The 13,536-nt window shown below is 66.2% G+C and carries 19 protein-coding genes; 13 read left to right on the forward strand and 6 right to left on the reverse strand.

Annotated elements, in window-relative coordinates:
• Positions 1-167: 167 nt before the first annotated feature.
• The 5 genes from AC13GF_RS09820 (at position 168) to dxs (ending at position 6,288) form a co-directional block, all read left to right on the forward strand.
• The gene (locus tag AC13GF_RS09820; RefSeq protein WP_180874128.1) at positions 168-719 is read left to right on the forward strand and encodes a lipocalin family protein; all 552 of its coding nucleotides are present in this window, start codon (positions 168-170) and stop codon (positions 717-719) included.
• A gap of 162 nt (positions 720-881) precedes the next feature.
• Positions 882-1,358 carry an LEA/WHy family protein gene (locus AC13GF_RS09825; RefSeq protein ID WP_483004497.1) on the forward strand — a complete coding sequence of 159 codons (477 nt, stop codon included), beginning with the start codon at positions 882-884 and terminating at the stop codon, positions 1,356-1,358.
• Positions 1,359-1,423: 65 nt separating this feature from the next.
• Complete coding sequence (locus AC13GF_RS09830; RefSeq protein WP_483004498.1) at positions 1,424-3,214, forward strand: acyl-CoA dehydrogenase C-terminal domain-containing protein; 1,791 nt, start codon at positions 1,424-1,426, stop codon at positions 3,212-3,214.
• Positions 3,215-3,609: 395 nt separating this feature from the next.
• Positions 3,610-4,275, forward strand: coding sequence for an HNH endonuclease (locus AC13GF_RS09835; protein WP_019336875.1), 666 nt, complete (start codon positions 3,610-3,612; stop codon positions 4,273-4,275).
• Between the two features lie 105 nt (positions 4,276-4,380).
• Entirely contained in the window at positions 4,381-6,288 is a 1,908-nt protein-coding gene (gene dxs / locus AC13GF_RS09840; protein ID WP_088028425.1) for a 1-deoxy-D-xylulose-5-phosphate synthase, read from the forward strand.
• Between the two features lie 153 nt (positions 6,289-6,441).
• Here the strand turns inward: dxs and AC13GF_RS09845 are convergent, their stop codons facing one another.
• The 3 genes from AC13GF_RS09845 to AC13GF_RS09855 all read right to left on the reverse strand — a co-directional run bounded on the left by AC13GF_RS09845 (position 6,442) and on the right by AC13GF_RS09855 (position 7,716).
• On the reverse strand, positions 6,442-6,645 hold the full coding sequence (locus AC13GF_RS09845) for a hypothetical protein (RefSeq protein WP_005417823.1): 204 nt from the start codon (positions 6,643-6,645) through the stop codon (positions 6,442-6,444).
• Positions 6,646-6,812: 167 nt separating this feature from the next.
• Positions 6,813-7,376: a DUF3011 domain-containing protein gene (locus AC13GF_RS09850; RefSeq protein ID WP_010486507.1), complete on the reverse strand. Its 564-nt coding sequence runs from the start codon at positions 7,374-7,376 to the stop codon at positions 6,813-6,815.
• Between the two features lie 133 nt (positions 7,377-7,509).
• The gene (locus AC13GF_RS09855; protein ID WP_088026625.1) at positions 7,510-7,716 is read right to left on the reverse strand and encodes a hypothetical protein; all 207 of its coding nucleotides are present in this window, start codon (positions 7,714-7,716) and stop codon (positions 7,510-7,512) included.
• Positions 7,717-8,118: 402 nt separating this feature from the next.
• Between AC13GF_RS09855 and AC13GF_RS09860 the strand changes: the two genes are divergently transcribed.
• From AC13GF_RS09860 to AC13GF_RS09875, 4 genes are all read left to right on the forward strand, one after another.
• Entirely contained in the window at positions 8,119-8,403 is a 285-nt protein-coding gene (locus AC13GF_RS09860; RefSeq protein ID WP_049445791.1) for a hypothetical protein, read from the forward strand.
• A 12-nt stretch (positions 8,404-8,415) separates the two neighbouring features.
• Entirely contained in the window at positions 8,416-8,649 is a 234-nt protein-coding gene (locus AC13GF_RS09865) for a DUF1653 domain-containing protein (protein ID WP_483004499.1), read from the forward strand.
• Positions 8,650-8,737: 88 nt separating this feature from the next.
• Entirely contained in the window at positions 8,738-9,310 is a 573-nt protein-coding gene (locus AC13GF_RS09870; RefSeq protein WP_483004500.1) for a TetR/AcrR family transcriptional regulator, read from the forward strand.
• A gap of 13 nt (positions 9,311-9,323) precedes the next feature.
• The gene (locus AC13GF_RS09875) at positions 9,324-9,656 is read left to right on the forward strand and encodes an SMR family transporter (protein ID WP_483004501.1); all 333 of its coding nucleotides are present in this window, start codon (positions 9,324-9,326) and stop codon (positions 9,654-9,656) included.
• A 22-nt stretch (positions 9,657-9,678) separates the two neighbouring features.
• Here the strand turns inward: AC13GF_RS09875 and AC13GF_RS09880 are convergent, their stop codons facing one another.
• Positions 9,679-9,852 (reverse strand): DUF1328 domain-containing protein, encoded by a 174-nt coding sequence (locus AC13GF_RS09880; protein ID WP_006380555.1) that lies wholly within the window; start codon positions 9,850-9,852, stop codon positions 9,679-9,681.
• A gap of 94 nt (positions 9,853-9,946) precedes the next feature.
• Positions 9,947-10,588 (reverse strand): LysE family translocator, encoded by a 642-nt coding sequence (locus AC13GF_RS09885; RefSeq protein WP_483004502.1) that lies wholly within the window; start codon positions 10,586-10,588, stop codon positions 9,947-9,949.
• Between the two features lie 156 nt (positions 10,589-10,744).
• Between AC13GF_RS09885 and AC13GF_RS09890 the strand changes: the two genes are divergently transcribed.
• Entirely contained in the window at positions 10,745-11,437 is a 693-nt protein-coding gene (locus tag AC13GF_RS09890) for an aspartate/glutamate racemase family protein (protein ID WP_060380206.1), read from the forward strand.
• 24 nt (positions 11,438-11,461) lie between these two features.
• Here the strand turns inward: AC13GF_RS09890 and AC13GF_RS09895 are convergent, their stop codons facing one another.
• The gene (locus AC13GF_RS09895; protein ID WP_012511691.1) at positions 11,462-11,857 is read right to left on the reverse strand and encodes a hypothetical protein; all 396 of its coding nucleotides are present in this window, start codon (positions 11,855-11,857) and stop codon (positions 11,462-11,464) included.
• A gap of 240 nt (positions 11,858-12,097) precedes the next feature.
• Between AC13GF_RS09895 and AC13GF_RS09900 the strand changes: the two genes are divergently transcribed.
• The 3 genes from AC13GF_RS09900 to AC13GF_RS09910 all read left to right on the forward strand — a co-directional run bounded on the left by AC13GF_RS09900 (position 12,098) and on the right by AC13GF_RS09910 (position 13,505).
• Positions 12,098-12,613 (forward strand): DUF3011 domain-containing protein, encoded by a 516-nt coding sequence (locus AC13GF_RS09900; RefSeq protein ID WP_483004503.1) that lies wholly within the window; start codon positions 12,098-12,100, stop codon positions 12,611-12,613.
• A gap of 86 nt (positions 12,614-12,699) precedes the next feature.
• Positions 12,700-13,053: a DUF6713 family protein gene (locus AC13GF_RS09905; protein ID WP_483004504.1), complete on the forward strand. Its 354-nt coding sequence runs from the start codon at positions 12,700-12,702 to the stop codon at positions 13,051-13,053.
• Complete coding sequence (locus AC13GF_RS09910) at positions 13,050-13,505, forward strand: GNAT family N-acetyltransferase (RefSeq protein WP_483004505.1); 456 nt, start codon at positions 13,050-13,052, stop codon at positions 13,503-13,505. The genes AC13GF_RS09905 and AC13GF_RS09910 overlap by 4 nt, the downstream gene beginning before the upstream one ends.
• Positions 13,506-13,536: the final 31 nt, after the last annotated feature.

Genomic DNA, 13,536 nt, shown 5'->3' on the forward strand with positions numbered 1-13,536 from the left:
CTGCGATCTGCCATCCACGCATGGCGTGGATCTACCTGGCGCTGATGCCTTCCGATGTACACGCCTGGCGTCGATACATGCCAGGCCACCGCCGCCTGGTTGACGAAACATTTACACCGGCGCGCGCCGTGCCACCTACGCTCCAGACTCCTGCCTGGAGCCTGCCGATGCCTCTGCGCCCCGCCCTGCTCGCCTGCCTGCTGCTGGCCGCCCTGCCGGTGATCGCCGCCGAACCGGTGCGCGCAGTCGACACGCTGGACATCGACCGCTATGCCGGCCAGTGGCACGAGATCGCGCATCTTCCGGTGTCGTTCCAGAAGCAGTGCGTCGGCGAGATCACCGCCAATTACGGGCTGCGCCGCGATGGCCGCATCAGTGTCACCAATGCCTGCCGCAACGGCGACGGGGAACGTGTGGTTGCTGAAGGCGTGGCACGCCCGGTTGCCGGCCATCCCGGCCAGTTGCAGGTCCGCTTCGTGCCGGACTGGCTGAGCTGGGTGCCACTGGTCTGGGCCGACTACTGGGTCCTGGCCCTGGACCCGGACTATCAGTGGGCGTTGGTCGGTGAACCGGACCGAAAGTACCTGTGGATCCTCTCGCGCCTGCCGGAAATGGATCGCGCCCGATTCGAACAGCTGAAAGAAAAAGCCGAAGCCATGGGCTACGACCTCAAGCCACTGCGCCTGATGGCCCCGCTGCGCGACACGCCCGCCGACTGAACCGCCCCGCATTCGGCGCACCACACGCGCCCGATCCGGCGCCACGCACGCCCGGCCGCCATCTTCACGCGCTACCCTCTGCGACGGGTCGCCACAGGCGATCCAAACGACCATACGCCGTAGTATGCTTATCCAACGCACCCCTCCAGAGGACCTGCGCCCATGCTCCACCGTTTCCGTATCACCTTGATCGTCCTGTGCACCCTCGCCCTTGTTGCCTGCAACAACGGCATCGTCAAGCGTGTTTCGGAACCGGCGGCCAGCCTGCAACAGCTGACCGTGCGCGCCGACGGCAACTGGACCGTGGCCCTGCGCCTGCAGAACTACAGCTCCATGCCCATGACCTTCGATGACGTCGCGCTTTCGCTGACCGTCGGCGACAGCGACGCCGGCACCCTGCAGGCCAAGCCGGGCATCTCCATCGGCGGCACCTCGGCCGATGTCATCCAGGTCGACCTGGTGCCCAGCTCGGCCGCACGCCTGGTGGTGGCCGATGCGCTGGCCAGCAACCGCACCCTGGCCTATGGCCTGAAGGGAACGGTGGCGGCCACGCCGCAGGAAAAGAAGCAGCGCAGCTTCGACATCAGCAGCCGCAGCACCCTCAACCAGGCCCCGGGCCTGCCGGGCGTGCTGCGCTGACTCCCGCATTCCGCCGCGGCGCCCGGCGCCGCTCCCCCTGTCCCTGATCAAATCGAGACGTACCGATGAGCAGCTACACCGCCCCGCTTTCCGACCTCCGTTTCGCCCTGCACGACGTGCTCAAGGTCGAGCCCCTGTTCGCCCGCCTGGGCTTCACCGATGCCACCGCCGACGTGGTCGATGCCGTGCTGGAAGAAGCCGGCCGCTTCAGCGCCACCGTGCTGGCCCCGCTCAACAGCGTCGGCGACGAAATCGGCTGCGTGCTCGACCAGGCCACCGGTGAAGTGACCACCCCGCCCGGCTTCAAGCAGGCCTACGACCAGTTCGTCGATGGCGGCTGGACCGGCCTGACCGCCTCGCCGGAGCTGGGTGGCCAGGGCCTGCCGCACACCCTGGGCGTGCCGCTCAACGAAATGATCAACGCCGCCAACCTGGCCTGGGGCAACTTCCCGCTGCTTTCGCACGGCGCCATCGAAGCACTGAAGCAGCACGGCGAGGCCTGGCAGCACGACGCCTTCCTCAAGCCGCTGATCGAAGGCCGCTGGACCGGCACGATGTGCCTGACCGAGCCGCACTGCGGTACCGACCTGGGCCTGCTCAAGACCAAGGCCGAGCCGAATGCCGATGGCAGCTACTCGATCACCGGCACCAAGATCTTCATCACCGCCGGCGAGCACGACCTGACCGAAAACATCGTGCACCTGGTGCTGGCCAAGCTGCCCGACGCCCCTCCGGGCGCCAAGGGCATCTCGCTGTTCGTCACCCCCAAGTTCAAGGTCGACCGTGAAGGCAACGTCGGCGAGCGCAACGCACTGCGCTGCGGCTCGATCGAGCACAAGATGGGCATCAAGGGTTCGGTCACCTGCGTGATGAACTTCGACGGTGCGCAGGGTTACCTGGTCGGCCAGCCGCACAAGGGCCTGCAGGCCATGTTCACCATGATGAACACCGCGCGCCTGGGCGTCGGCCTGCAGGGCATCGGCCTGTCCGAGCGCGCCTACCAGAACGCACTGAAGTACAGCCGTGAACGCCTGCAGTCGCGCGCCCTGAGCGGCGCCAAGTTCCCGGACAAGCCGGCCGACCCGATCCTGGTCCACCCGGATGTGCGCCGCATGCTGCTGACGGTGAAGTCGCTGGTCGAAGGCAGCCGCCTGCTGGCCCTGCACGCCGCTACCCTGATCGACGTCGCCCACCATGCCGAGGATGCCGCCGAGCGCGAGCGCGCCGACACCCTGGTGAGCTTCCTGACCCCGATCTCCAAGGCCTGCCAGACCGAATGGGGCATCGAGAACACCTACAACGCCCTGCAGTGCTTCGGTGGCCACGGCTATATCCGCGAACACGGCATGGAACAGCTGGCCCGCGATGCCCGCATCACCACGCTGTATGAAGGCACCACCGGCATCCAGGCACTGGACCTGATCGGCCGCAAGACCGCGTCCAGCCAGGGCGCCGGCCTGAAGCTGATGCTGGCCGAGATCGAAGCCTTCGCCAAGGAACACGAAGGCAACGAGGCGCTGGCCGAGTTCATCACCCCGCTGCGCGCCAAGGCCGCCGAATGGGGCAAGCTGACCATCGACGTGCTGCAGCGCGCGGCCGGCAATCCGGACGAACTGGGCGCAGCCAGCTACGACTACCTGTTCTATTCGGGTTACGTGGTGCTGGCCTACTGGTGGGCCCGCAGCGTGGCCGCCGCCGACGCCAGCGCGCACGGTGCCGCCTTCGCCCAGGGCAAGCGCGAAACCGCTCGCTTCTACTTCGCCCGTGTGCTGCCGCGCACGCTCAGCCACGCCGCCGCGATCCAGGCCGGCGCCGCCCCGCTGATGGCGATGGACGACGAGCGCTTCGGCGCCTGAGCCGGGCTGCCGCCCGGCACCCGCGGTAGTGCCGGCCGCTGGCCGGCAACCGCAATAGCAACAGGTGCATCCCGGTGGATGGCGGGGCGGTGTGGGTTGGCAGGACACGCCGTAAACCCATCCTTGGGGGCTCGATGGCGCCATCCATGGCGCCAACGGTCCTGCCAACCCACACCGCCCCGCCTCTGACAGTCCCCCGCGATCTGCCGTAGATCCACGCCATGCGTGGACGGAAACCACCGAGATCCCTCTGGAGAAAAGCCCCCTTTTGTTAAAGGGGGCGCGCCGAAGGCGCGGGGAATAGGCGGAATGCGCGGACCTGAATGTTGACGATTTGCGTATCGCCGACAGGCGATACACAAATCGTCAACATTCAGGTATAAGCTGTTCTCCCGATGGAGACAGACACTACACGCTTGGGTCTGATCGAAGCCGGAGCTCCGTTTTCTGCTCCGGGCGCCGAAGCATCGCCCAACGCCACGACGCTGCATCGCCCCGGTTCGGTCCGGCTGCTCTCGCTTGATGCCCACGGACGCGTACTGGACTGGATCACCTGGCAGGACGCGGCGTGCCTCTACGCCCGCGAAGCGGTGGCCTGGACGCTGGGAGATCCCTGCCTGCACATCCACGGCGGCACCAACCGCTTCAGCGGCCTGCAGAGCGGCATGGACCTGCACCCGATCATCGCCGCGCGCGGCCATGCCCGCTCCCGCGCGATCGACCCCACGCCGAACCTGACCAACCCGGCCCTGTTCGCCCGCGACGCCCACCTGTGCATGTACTGCGGCCAGCAGTTCAACCGCCCTACGCTCACCCGCGACCACGTCATGCCACTGTCCAAGGGCGGCCTGGACTGCTGGGAAAACGTGGTCACCGCCTGCTTCCACTGCAACTCGCGCAAGAGCGACCGCACCCCGCAGCAGGCCGGAATGCCATTGCTGGCCGTGCCTTACCGGCCCAGCTGGATCGAACACCTGATCCTGTCCAACCGCAACATCCTGGCCGACCAGATGGCCTTCCTGAAGGCGCAATTGCCGAAGCGTTCAAAACTGAGCACCTGAACGGCCGAAAATGCAACCCTCACCGTCCTGTCACGGGCGGCGGCGTTTGCTTGCCCCACCCCCGTTTGAGGGCGAAAATGGGCGTTCAGAACAAGTGCGAACATGATGATCGACTCTGCCCGCTATCCCCGCCTCGCGCGCATCCAGACGCCGGATGACCTGCGCACGTTCGACGAATCCGAGTTGACGGCGGTTGCCGACGAACTGCGCGCCTACCTCATCGAATCGGTGGGCAAGAGCGGTGGCCACTTCGCCGCCGGCCTGGGCGTGATCGAACTCACCGTGGCCCTGCACTACCTGTACCAGACTCCGGTCGACCAGCTGGTCTGGGACGTCGGTCACCAGACCTACCCGCACAAGATCCTGACCGGGCGCCGCGACGAGATCCACACCGTCAAGCAGAAGGACGGCGTCGCGCCGTTCCCGAAGCGCGAGGAGAGCGAATACGACACCTTCGGCGTCGGCCACTCCTCCACCTCGATCTCGGCAGCACTCGGCATGGCCATCGCCCGCCAGTCCGAAGGCGACGACCGCAAGGTCGTGGCGGTGATCGGTGACGGCGCGATGACTGCCGGCATGGCGTTTGAAGCGCTGATGCACGCCGGCGGCATGGAGCCGGAGCCGAACCTGCTGGTGATCCTCAACGACAACAACATGTCGATTTCCGAGGCGGTCGGCGGCCTGACCAAGATGCTCGGCCGTGCCACCGGCAGCCGCACGCTCAACGCGCTGCGCGAGGGTGGCAAGAAGATCCTCGGTGACAAGAAGAACAACCCGGCGCGCTTCGTGAAGCGCTGGGAAGAACACTGGAAGGGCATGTTCGTGCCGTCCACGATGTTCGAGGAAATGGGCTTCCACTACACCGGCCCGATCGACGGCCACGACATGCCCGCCCTGCTGTCCACGCTGAAGACACTGCGCGCTTCCAAGGGCCCGAAGCTGCTGCACGTGATGACCACCAAGGGCAAGGGCTACGAGCCGGCCGAAGGCGACCAGATCGGTTACCACGCCGTCGGCCCGTTCGATCCGGACAAGGGCCTGGTGGCCAAGGCCGGTGCCAAGAAGCCGACCTACACCGATGTGTTCAGCGACTGGCTGTGCGATGCCGCCGCCGCCGAGCCACGCCTGTACGGCATCACCCCGGCGATGCGCGAAGGCTCCGGCCTGGTGCGTTTCAGCAAGGAATACCCGCAGCGCTATTTCGACGTGGCAATTGCCGAACAGCACGCGGTCACCCTCGCCGCCGGCATGGCCACCCAGGGTGGCAAGCCGGTGGTGGCGATCTACTCGACCTTCCTGCAGCGCGCGTACGACCAGCTGGTGCATGACGTGGCCATTCAGGACCTGGACGTGCTGTTCGCGATCGACCGCGCCGGCGTGGTCGGCCCGGACGGCGCGACCCACGCCGGCAACCTCGACCTGAGCTTCCTGCGCTGCGTGCCGAACCTGGTGGTGATGGCACCGTCCAACGAGGCCGAGTGCCGGCAGATGCTCAGCACCGGCCTGCAGCACCCGGGCCCGGCGGCGGTGCGCTATCCGCGCGGCACCGGCACCGGCGTGGCTGCCGGCACCGACCTGTCCACCCTGCCGATCGGCAAGGGCGAGCTGCGCCTGCAGGGCAGCCGCATCGCACTGCTCGCCTTCGGCAGCACCGTGGCCGCCGCTGAGCAGGTCGGCCGCGAACTGGGCCTGAGCGTGGTCAACATGCGCTTCATCAAGCCGCTGGACCGCGAGCTGGTGCTGGCTGTCGCCGCCCAGCACGAGGGCCTGGTGACGATCGAAGACAACGTGGTGGCCGGTGGCGCCGGCTCCGGCGTCGGTGAGCTGCTCAATGCCGAAGACGTGCTGCGCCCGATCCTGCACCTGGGCCTGCCCGACAGTTACCAGCATCACGCCAGCCGTGAGGACCTGCTGGCCGAAGCCGGTATCGATGCCGCGGGCATCCGCGCGGCGGTGCTCAAGCGCTGGCCGCAGCTGGCCGCAGGCACCCCGCCGCTCAGCGCGGCAGGCTGAGGCCGGCCACGACCCAGTGGATCCACGCATGGCGTGGATCTACTGCGGAACAGGGGTCGATCCACGCCATGCGTGGAAGCAGATTCGAAGTAGAGCCACGCCATGCGTGGATAGCGGGCTCCGGAAACAGGATCTGGCCCGGAGCCTCAGCCCTCAGCCGTAGCTGACCGCTTCCACGAACGCGCCGCTGGCCTCCACTCGCACCGCAGCGCGCTGCCCGGTGTCGACAAAGTGGAGGCGTGCAAGGGTTTCAGCGAAATCGTAGGCCCGGGCACCATCGCGGAACTCGATCGGTTCCGGCCGGTCCGGGTGCAGCACGCGCCATTGGCGTTGCTCGCATTGCAGGCGGATCAACATGCAGCTCACTCCTTGAGGCAGCGTATCGACGGTGGCGGGACGGGCGTGCCGGTTACGGCAGACTTCATCGCGACGGATCAGGGGCACGCAGAGGTGCCCTGATCGCAGAAGATACGACGTTCAAAATGTGAGCTGTATCAGATTATTCTGATTTTCGAGGGGCGCGCTCAATTCACCTGGAACTGCGCCCGGCAGCCGTCGCTGACCCAGATGCCACGGCGGTCCCAGCCCCAGGTCTGGCCCTCGATGCAGGCGCTGCGTGAATCCTGGCGGACCAGGCGCACACCACGACGGATGCGGGCATCGCAATACTCCTGGCGGTGGCCGTTGGAATGGCAGGTGATCACCTCTCCCCCACCCCAGCCATTGCCGCCATTGCCCCAGCCGTTGCCATGGCCACCACCCCAGCCACCGCCGCGGCGGTACTCGCCAACGAACTCGGCACGACAGCCCTGGGTGACCCAGACCCCGTAGCGGGATTGCCCCCAGGTCTCACCCTCGACACACGGCGAACCCGACAACTGGCGGATCATCCGGGCACGGCCTTCCAGGCGGCATTCATTGCTGCGGTTCTTGATCGATTCGCAGCGTACGATGCCGCCGCCATCACGACCGCCATAGCGATCATCGTCATAACCGTAGCCATAGCTCTGCGCCTGCGCGCCGCCTGCGGCGGCCAGCATCGGCAGCAGCGTGCAGGCCAGGGTGCGCCAGGTGAGTGCCTTGCCCATCGGAATCTCCGGATGAATACGATGGCGCAAGCATCCGGGATTCGTGGCGCGGCGCACAGGGGGGCGCCCCACGGCGGTTTTTTCCCCATTCAAACAACTCAACCGTGGCTGACTGCGGCCCCGGCCGATGGCGTCAACCTCCGACGTGGAGTGCGTCCACGGAATTGCCGAGCGCCTCGACCCGTACCGTGCTGCGCTGGCCGGTACGGCGATGGTGTTCCAGGGCCCGCGCCGCGGCGACATCGAAGGCCTCGGCGCCCCGTGCATAACGGGTGGCGTCATGTGCCTGCGGATCCAGCACGGACCAGTGCCGGGCGTTGCATTGAACGGTAATGACCATTGGAAGACTCCTGCGGAATGAAGGCACGCCGGCAGCGGAAGGCCCTGAGTGCCGGTACACCATCAGGCTAGCGAGCGCCTCCGGGATGGCCCATCAGATTTGTACGAAAATGCCGCGCCACACTGTCAGACCGCGCCGCCCTCACATCCCTGAGGCCGTTTAGTGAATCCCTTTCGTGACCCTTGTCACGGAGTTGGCAGAGCTTCACACTACCGTCATCAACAGGGGCCCCTTCCACATGCGCACCTTCTTCTCGCAGCAGCGTTGGACGCTGCTGAAGTTCTATTTCGTGGCCAGCTATCTGGTGCTGATCGAGGAACTGATCCGCGCCGCCCTGCACTGAGCACTTGCTGCCGTTTTTCCTGCGGCCGACACTGTTGCTTTAGGCACGGAGCTTCGCCGATGAAATCCCTTCTTCTGATTCCAGCCCTGCTGGTCCTGGCCGCCTGTGCCAGCCCAGACAAGGCACCCACGCACGCCGAAGCGGCAGCCACGTCGCCGGCCACGCCGGTGGTCGGCGGTGATCGCGATGCGCATGGCTGCATCGGTTCGGCCGGCTATCAGTGGTGCGAGCACAGCCAGCGTTGCGAGCGCCCGTGGGAACTAGCGCAGGCACAGGGCCTGGCCAATACCGCCGAGGCCATCGATGCCTACTGCGCAAAGCCGGCCAGCCCGGCGCGCAAGTGAGTCGCGCCCACCATGGCTGAGCTGAGTCCGCTACCCGCCCTGGCCCCGGGCCGCTACCGCCACTTCAAGGGCGGCGAGTACGAAGTGCTCGACATCGTCCGCAGCAGCGAGACCCTGCAGCCGATGGTGCTGTACCGCGCGCTGTATGGCGAAGGTGGCCTGTGGGTACGCCCGTACGCCATGTTCGTCGAGCAGGTGCCCGGCGAGCACGGACCGCAACCGCGTTTCGCCCGCATCGACGCATGACGGTTCCGCTGCCGGCCTTGGCCGGCAGCACGCGGTAGCGCGGCGGGCCTGCGTTACAATCGTACCGTCCAGTCGGTTTCTTCCCGCCATGTCCGCATCCCCCTCCCGTTCGCGCCGCAAGGCGCCCGACAGCGTGCGCCAGTCACTGCTGCAGGCCACCATTGAAGTGATCGGTCGTAATGGCCTGGCCGCGCTGACCGTGCAGGACGTCGCGCAGGCCGCCGGTGTCAGCAAGGGTGCGCTGTTCCATCATTTCAGCAGCAAGCAGGTACTGGTGGATGAAGCCATCGGCGCACTCATCGGCGAGTTCGAAACGCGGGTACGTGCCCTGCTGCAGGACAACCCCGAAGGCCATGGCCGTTTCAGCCGCGCCTATGTGCAGGCCAATTTCGAGCATCTGCTGCAGCAGGAACAGGACAACGACATCGGCCTGACCCTGGGCAACCTGATGGAACCGGCCCTGCTCGCGCATTGGCGTACCTGGAAGCGTGCGATGCTGGCCGAGTTCGCCGGCGAAGCCAACGATCCCCGACTGTATGCGGCGCGCTGCGCTGCCGACGGCTACTGGGCCACGGCCTATGGACGTCCGCTGGACGAGGAAGAACGTGCCAACGCATTGGCCATGGCCGAACAGGCCCTGAAACTGTGCGACCCGCAGTGAGCTGGAGCGCTCGATGAATCCCTACCTCTACCTTGCCGCTGCCATCGTGCTGGAAGTGATTGCCACATCACTGCTGAAGGCGTCCGACGGCATGAGCCGGCTGGCGCCGACACTGGGCGCACTGGTTGGCTACGGGCTGTGCTTCTACCTGCTGTCGATGACCATGAAGTCGATCCCGACCGGCATTGCCTACGCAATCTGGTCCGGCGTCGGCATCGTGCTGATCTCGTTGATCGGACTGGTGATATTCAAACAGCGTCTGGATGCACCGGCGTTGATCGGCATCGGCCTGATCTGCGCCGGCGTACTGGTGATCAATCTGTTCTCGCGCAGCAGCGCACACTGAGTACGCTGCTGCGCGCCACACGCTAGCTGACCTTCTTCGCTACGGTCATGCCGAGCAGGAACAGCACCACGGCGATGATGATGCCGGCCCAGAACAGGAACTTGGCGATGCCGACCGCGGCACCGGCAATGCCGCCGAAGCCGAGCACGCCCGCAATGACGCCGATGATGGCGAAGATGATGGCCCACTTGATCATGTCAAACCTTTCCCCGCGGGGACTGCGTACTGGATGATCAGGCTAGGCCGTAGCCGATGCGGCAGTCGTGAACAGGCCGCGTGCGCGGCGTGAATCAGCGCGGACGGAAGCGCAGCAGCGCGACGGCAAACGCCAGGAACACGCTGCCCACCAGCCGCTCGAACCAGCGTCGCGCAAACGGCTTGGCCAGCCAGCGGCGCAGGCCATGGCCACCGGCTGCGTACATCACGTACCAGAACAGTTCGCACGCGGCGAAGGTCGCCACCAGCACGCTGTACTGCAGCGCCTGGCCGCGTGACGGGTCGACGAACTGCGGCAGGAACGCCGCCGCGAACAGCAGCAGCTTGGGATTGCTCAGGCCCACCAGAAGACCGCCACGGAATACCTTCCACGCGCCCAGCGACGCCACAACCGGCAGCGCGGCATCGACCGTTACCGGTGGTGCCGGCCGGCAACTGTCACGCCATGCCTTCAGGCCCAACCAGGCCAGATAGGCCACGCCCAGATAACGCAGCACCTCGAACAGCATCGGCGAGGAATGCAGCAGCGCACTCAGGCCGGCTGCGGAGGCCGCCAGCACCAGCAGCATCGCCAGCAGGCAGCCGGCCATCGCCGGCACACTGCCGCGGAAGCCGAGCCCGACGCTGCGGCCGAGGATATGCAGCATGTTCGGCCCCGGCGTACCACACAGAACGAACACCGTGGCGAGGAACCACCACCAGGTATGCAGGGCCATAGCGCACATCCACTTCAGAAGACCCTATCAGCATAGGGTGCGCCTGCAACGCGCGGCACATACAGCACAGCGTGTATATGGTGGTTACAGATCGCCGCCATCGGCAACCGGGCACCATCTGTGCTGCAATGACGGCTCCCCGGCATGGAGCTGCGCATGAAGACCCTTGGCCTGATCGGTGGCATGAGCTGGGAAAGCTCGGCCCAGTACTACCGGCTCATCAACGAGGACGTGCGGCAGCGCCTCGGTGGCGCACATTCGGCACAGCTGCTGCTGTGGTCGGTGGACTTCGCCCCGATCAAGCAGCTGCAGCACGACGGCGACTGGGATGCACTGGGCGACCACATGGTTGAGGCCGCACGACGCCTGCAGGCCGGTGGTGCCGATCTGCTGCTGGTCTGCACCAACACAATGCACACGCTGGCCGACCGCATCGAGGCGGCCTGCCCACTGCCACTGCTGCACATCGCCGACCCCACCGCCCAGGCCATCGTGCAGGCAGGCGCACGCAAGGTGGGCCTGCTCGGCACCGCCTTCACCATGGAGCAGGACTTCTACCGCGGCCGGCTGCAGGATCGTTTCGGATTGGAGGTGCTGGTCCCCGAAGCCGATGATCGCCGCAGCGTGCACGACATCATCTACCAGGAACTGATCGCCGGTGTGGTCAGCGAGCACTCACGACAGGTCTACGCCGGCGTGATCGCGAGACTGGTGGCGCGCGGTGCCGAGGCCATCATCCTCGGCTGTACCGAGATCATGCTGCTGGTACGGCCGGAGGACAGCGCAGTGCCGCTGTTCGATACCACTGCACTGCATGCGCGGGCCGCCGTGGACGCGGCGCTGGCGTGAATCAATGCGCGCCGGAACGCGGAATCAATCCGCGCCCTGCACTTCCAGCGCGGTGATCAGCCACTCGACCACCGCCTGTGAATCGCACAGGAAGAAGATGGCATCGCCGGAGCGCGCTTCGGTAAGCAGGCGATAGACCGTGATCGCCACCGCTGACTGGTTGGCGATGAACACTTCCGGGCTGCGCGGCCCTTCACTGTGCCCGGCCACGGCATGCAATGCCTTGCGCGCAGCCACGGTGGCAGCCGGGTCCGCGCTGCGGGTCAGTTCCGGCCCGCGAAGGCCCCAGGCAATGAACACATGCTTGCCCTTGAACGTAGTGTCCAGGACCCGCACCTCGGCGCCACCTGCGTCGGCCGAGCGATGAATGACGGTACTGCTGATCAACGCAACCCCCTGTGGTCGTCGTGGTCCGCGCATCCTCCTCCACGGGCCGGCCGCATGCCAGTGACAACAGCCACAGGCTGTGCCGACCGGCGTGGGAGACATGTAAGAGGGTGTAAACCGATGCGATCGGATGTGCAGCGATGATACGGGATGTAAGCCTCTGCATGGGCCCGCGCGTACTACTAAACCGCCACTGAGCCATCTCCGGAACGAAGCGTTCCGGCAGCCTCGGACTGGGCCATTCTTGCCGCCCGCCCCAACCCGAGCCTGCACATGACCCATCGCCTGCTGCTGACGATCACCGGCACCTCCCTTGCCCTGCTGCTGGCCGCCACCACCGTGGCCGCCCAGGACTACGACACCGATCACATTCCGGCGCTGCGCTGCGAATCGCAGTTCAACAAGACCGCGCAATGCCCGATCGAAGGCCCCATGCGCCTGGCCAGGCAGCTGTCGGTGACCCGTTGCGTGGAAGACCAGAACTGGGGCCAGAGCCGGCGCATGCTGTGGGTGACCGACGGCTGCCGCGCCGAGTTCGTCGCCGACGAACATGGCCGCTGGCCGGGGCATGGCCGTGGTCGTGGCCGTGATCGCGACAACGAGGGCGAACGCCTGGTCTGCGAGTCCTACGAGAACAAGGACAAGGAGTGCCGCGTTCGCGTGCGCCATGAGGTACGGCTGGTCAAGCAGAAATCGGTGACGACCTGCATCGAGGACCGCAACTGGGGCTGGGACCGCCGTGGCGTGTGGGTCAGCGATGGCTGCCGGGCCGAGTTCCGGGTGTATTGACTGCCGAGCACGCGCTGGCTGCAACGAGTAGGCGTGCGTGCAAGGCGGAGCCGATAGACTATGGCCCGCATGGCAGGGAGCACGACATGGAACGATGGTATCTGGCGACGCTGCTGGCGTTGATCCTGCATCAGATCGACGCTGCGTTCTGGCAGGAATGGGCCTTGTTCCATGTCCCCGGTGGCATCCAGGGCTTCCTGCTGTTCAACCTGTTCGCAGTCGGCCTAGTGCTTTGGGGCTATCGCCAGACCCTGCTGGGCACATCGACGGCGCGCGGCTATGCACTGGTGTGTGGCGTGCTCGGCATTGGCACGGCGCTGATCCATCTGGCGTTTGCCCTGCTCGGCCGCAACGAATTCGACCTGCCGCTGTCGATCGCCGTCCTGCTCGCCTGCTTTGTGTCGGGTGGCGGCCTGTTGCTGAAGCTGCGCACGCGATGAACCGGACGTCCTCTTCCCCGCACCTGCGCGACGGCATTCCGCAGGACGAAGATGCCTTGATCGCGCTCGACAGTGTGGCAGCCACTGATCCACGGCGAATCATGCAGATTGGCGACTGGCTGGCGCACGGCGGCGTGCAGGTCGCCGAGCAGGACGGCAGGGTCGTTGGCTACGTGGTCACCCATCACCACTTCTTCGGCGAAGCCTTCATTGAAATGCTGATGGTGGCGCGCGAACGGCGCAGCCAGGGCATCGGCGCCATGCTGCTGCGGCACGCAATCGCGCAGCGTGGTGGCGGCAAGCTGTTCACCTCGACCAATGCCTCCAACATCAGCATGCAACGCCTGCTCACTGCCCACGGCTTCGTGGGCAGTGGCATCGTGCATGGGCTGGACGAGGGCGATCCGGAACTCATCTATCGCTTCGCAAGCGCAGAGCAGCTCTCAAGGTAGGGAGTGAACCCGACTCTGACGCAAGACGCAC

Source organism: Stenotrophomonas sp. 22LJNL06-5-1, assembly GCF_056861455.1.

What these genes read in the sequence shown, in the direction of transcription:
- AC13GF_RS09820 (WP_180874128.1), top strand. Translation starts at nt 168, where the DNA reads ATGCCTCTGCGCCCCGCCCTGCTCGCCTGCCTGCTGCTGGCCGCCCTG.
- AC13GF_RS09825 (WP_483004497.1), top strand. Translation starts at nt 882, where the DNA reads ATGCTCCACCGTTTCCGTATCACCTTGATCGTCCTGTGCACCCTCGCC.
- AC13GF_RS09830 (WP_483004498.1), top strand. Translation starts at nt 1,424, where the DNA reads ATGAGCAGCTACACCGCCCCGCTTTCCGACCTCCGTTTCGCCCTGCAC.
- AC13GF_RS09835 (WP_019336875.1), top strand. Translation starts at nt 3,610, where the DNA reads ATGGAGACAGACACTACACGCTTGGGTCTGATCGAAGCCGGAGCTCCG.
- dxs (WP_088028425.1), top strand. Translation starts at nt 4,381, where the DNA reads ATGATCGACTCTGCCCGCTATCCCCGCCTCGCGCGCATCCAGACGCCG.
- AC13GF_RS09845 (WP_005417823.1), bottom strand. Translation starts at nt 6,645, where the DNA reads ATGTTGATCCGCCTGCAATGCGAGCAACGCCAATGGCGCGTGCTGCAC.
- AC13GF_RS09850 (WP_010486507.1), bottom strand. Translation starts at nt 7,376, where the DNA reads ATGGGCAAGGCACTCACCTGGCGCACCCTGGCCTGCACGCTGCTGCCG.
- AC13GF_RS09855 (WP_088026625.1), bottom strand. Translation starts at nt 7,716, where the DNA reads ATGGTCATTACCGTTCAATGCAACGCCCGGCACTGGTCCGTGCTGGAT.
- AC13GF_RS09860 (WP_049445791.1), top strand. Translation starts at nt 8,119, where the DNA reads ATGAAATCCCTTCTTCTGATTCCAGCCCTGCTGGTCCTGGCCGCCTGT.
- AC13GF_RS09865 (WP_483004499.1), top strand. Translation starts at nt 8,416, where the DNA reads ATGGCTGAGCTGAGTCCGCTACCCGCCCTGGCCCCGGGCCGCTACCGC.
- AC13GF_RS09870 (WP_483004500.1), top strand. Translation starts at nt 8,738, where the DNA reads ATGTCCGCATCCCCCTCCCGTTCGCGCCGCAAGGCGCCCGACAGCGTG.
- AC13GF_RS09875 (WP_483004501.1), top strand. Translation starts at nt 9,324, where the DNA reads ATGAATCCCTACCTCTACCTTGCCGCTGCCATCGTGCTGGAAGTGATT.
- AC13GF_RS09880 (WP_006380555.1), bottom strand. Translation starts at nt 9,852, where the DNA reads ATGATCAAGTGGGCCATCATCTTCGCCATCATCGGCGTCATTGCGGGC.
- AC13GF_RS09885 (WP_483004502.1), bottom strand. Translation starts at nt 10,588, where the DNA reads ATGGCCCTGCATACCTGGTGGTGGTTCCTCGCCACGGTGTTCGTTCTG.
- AC13GF_RS09890 (WP_060380206.1), top strand. Translation starts at nt 10,745, where the DNA reads ATGAAGACCCTTGGCCTGATCGGTGGCATGAGCTGGGAAAGCTCGGCC.
- AC13GF_RS09895 (WP_012511691.1), bottom strand. Translation starts at nt 11,857, where the DNA reads ATGCGCGGACCACGACGACCACAGGGGGTTGCGTTGATCAGCAGTACC.
- AC13GF_RS09900 (WP_483004503.1), top strand. Translation starts at nt 12,098, where the DNA reads ATGACCCATCGCCTGCTGCTGACGATCACCGGCACCTCCCTTGCCCTG.
- AC13GF_RS09905 (WP_483004504.1), top strand. Translation starts at nt 12,700, where the DNA reads ATGGAACGATGGTATCTGGCGACGCTGCTGGCGTTGATCCTGCATCAG.
- AC13GF_RS09910 (WP_483004505.1), top strand. Translation starts at nt 13,050, where the DNA reads ATGAACCGGACGTCCTCTTCCCCGCACCTGCGCGACGGCATTCCGCAG.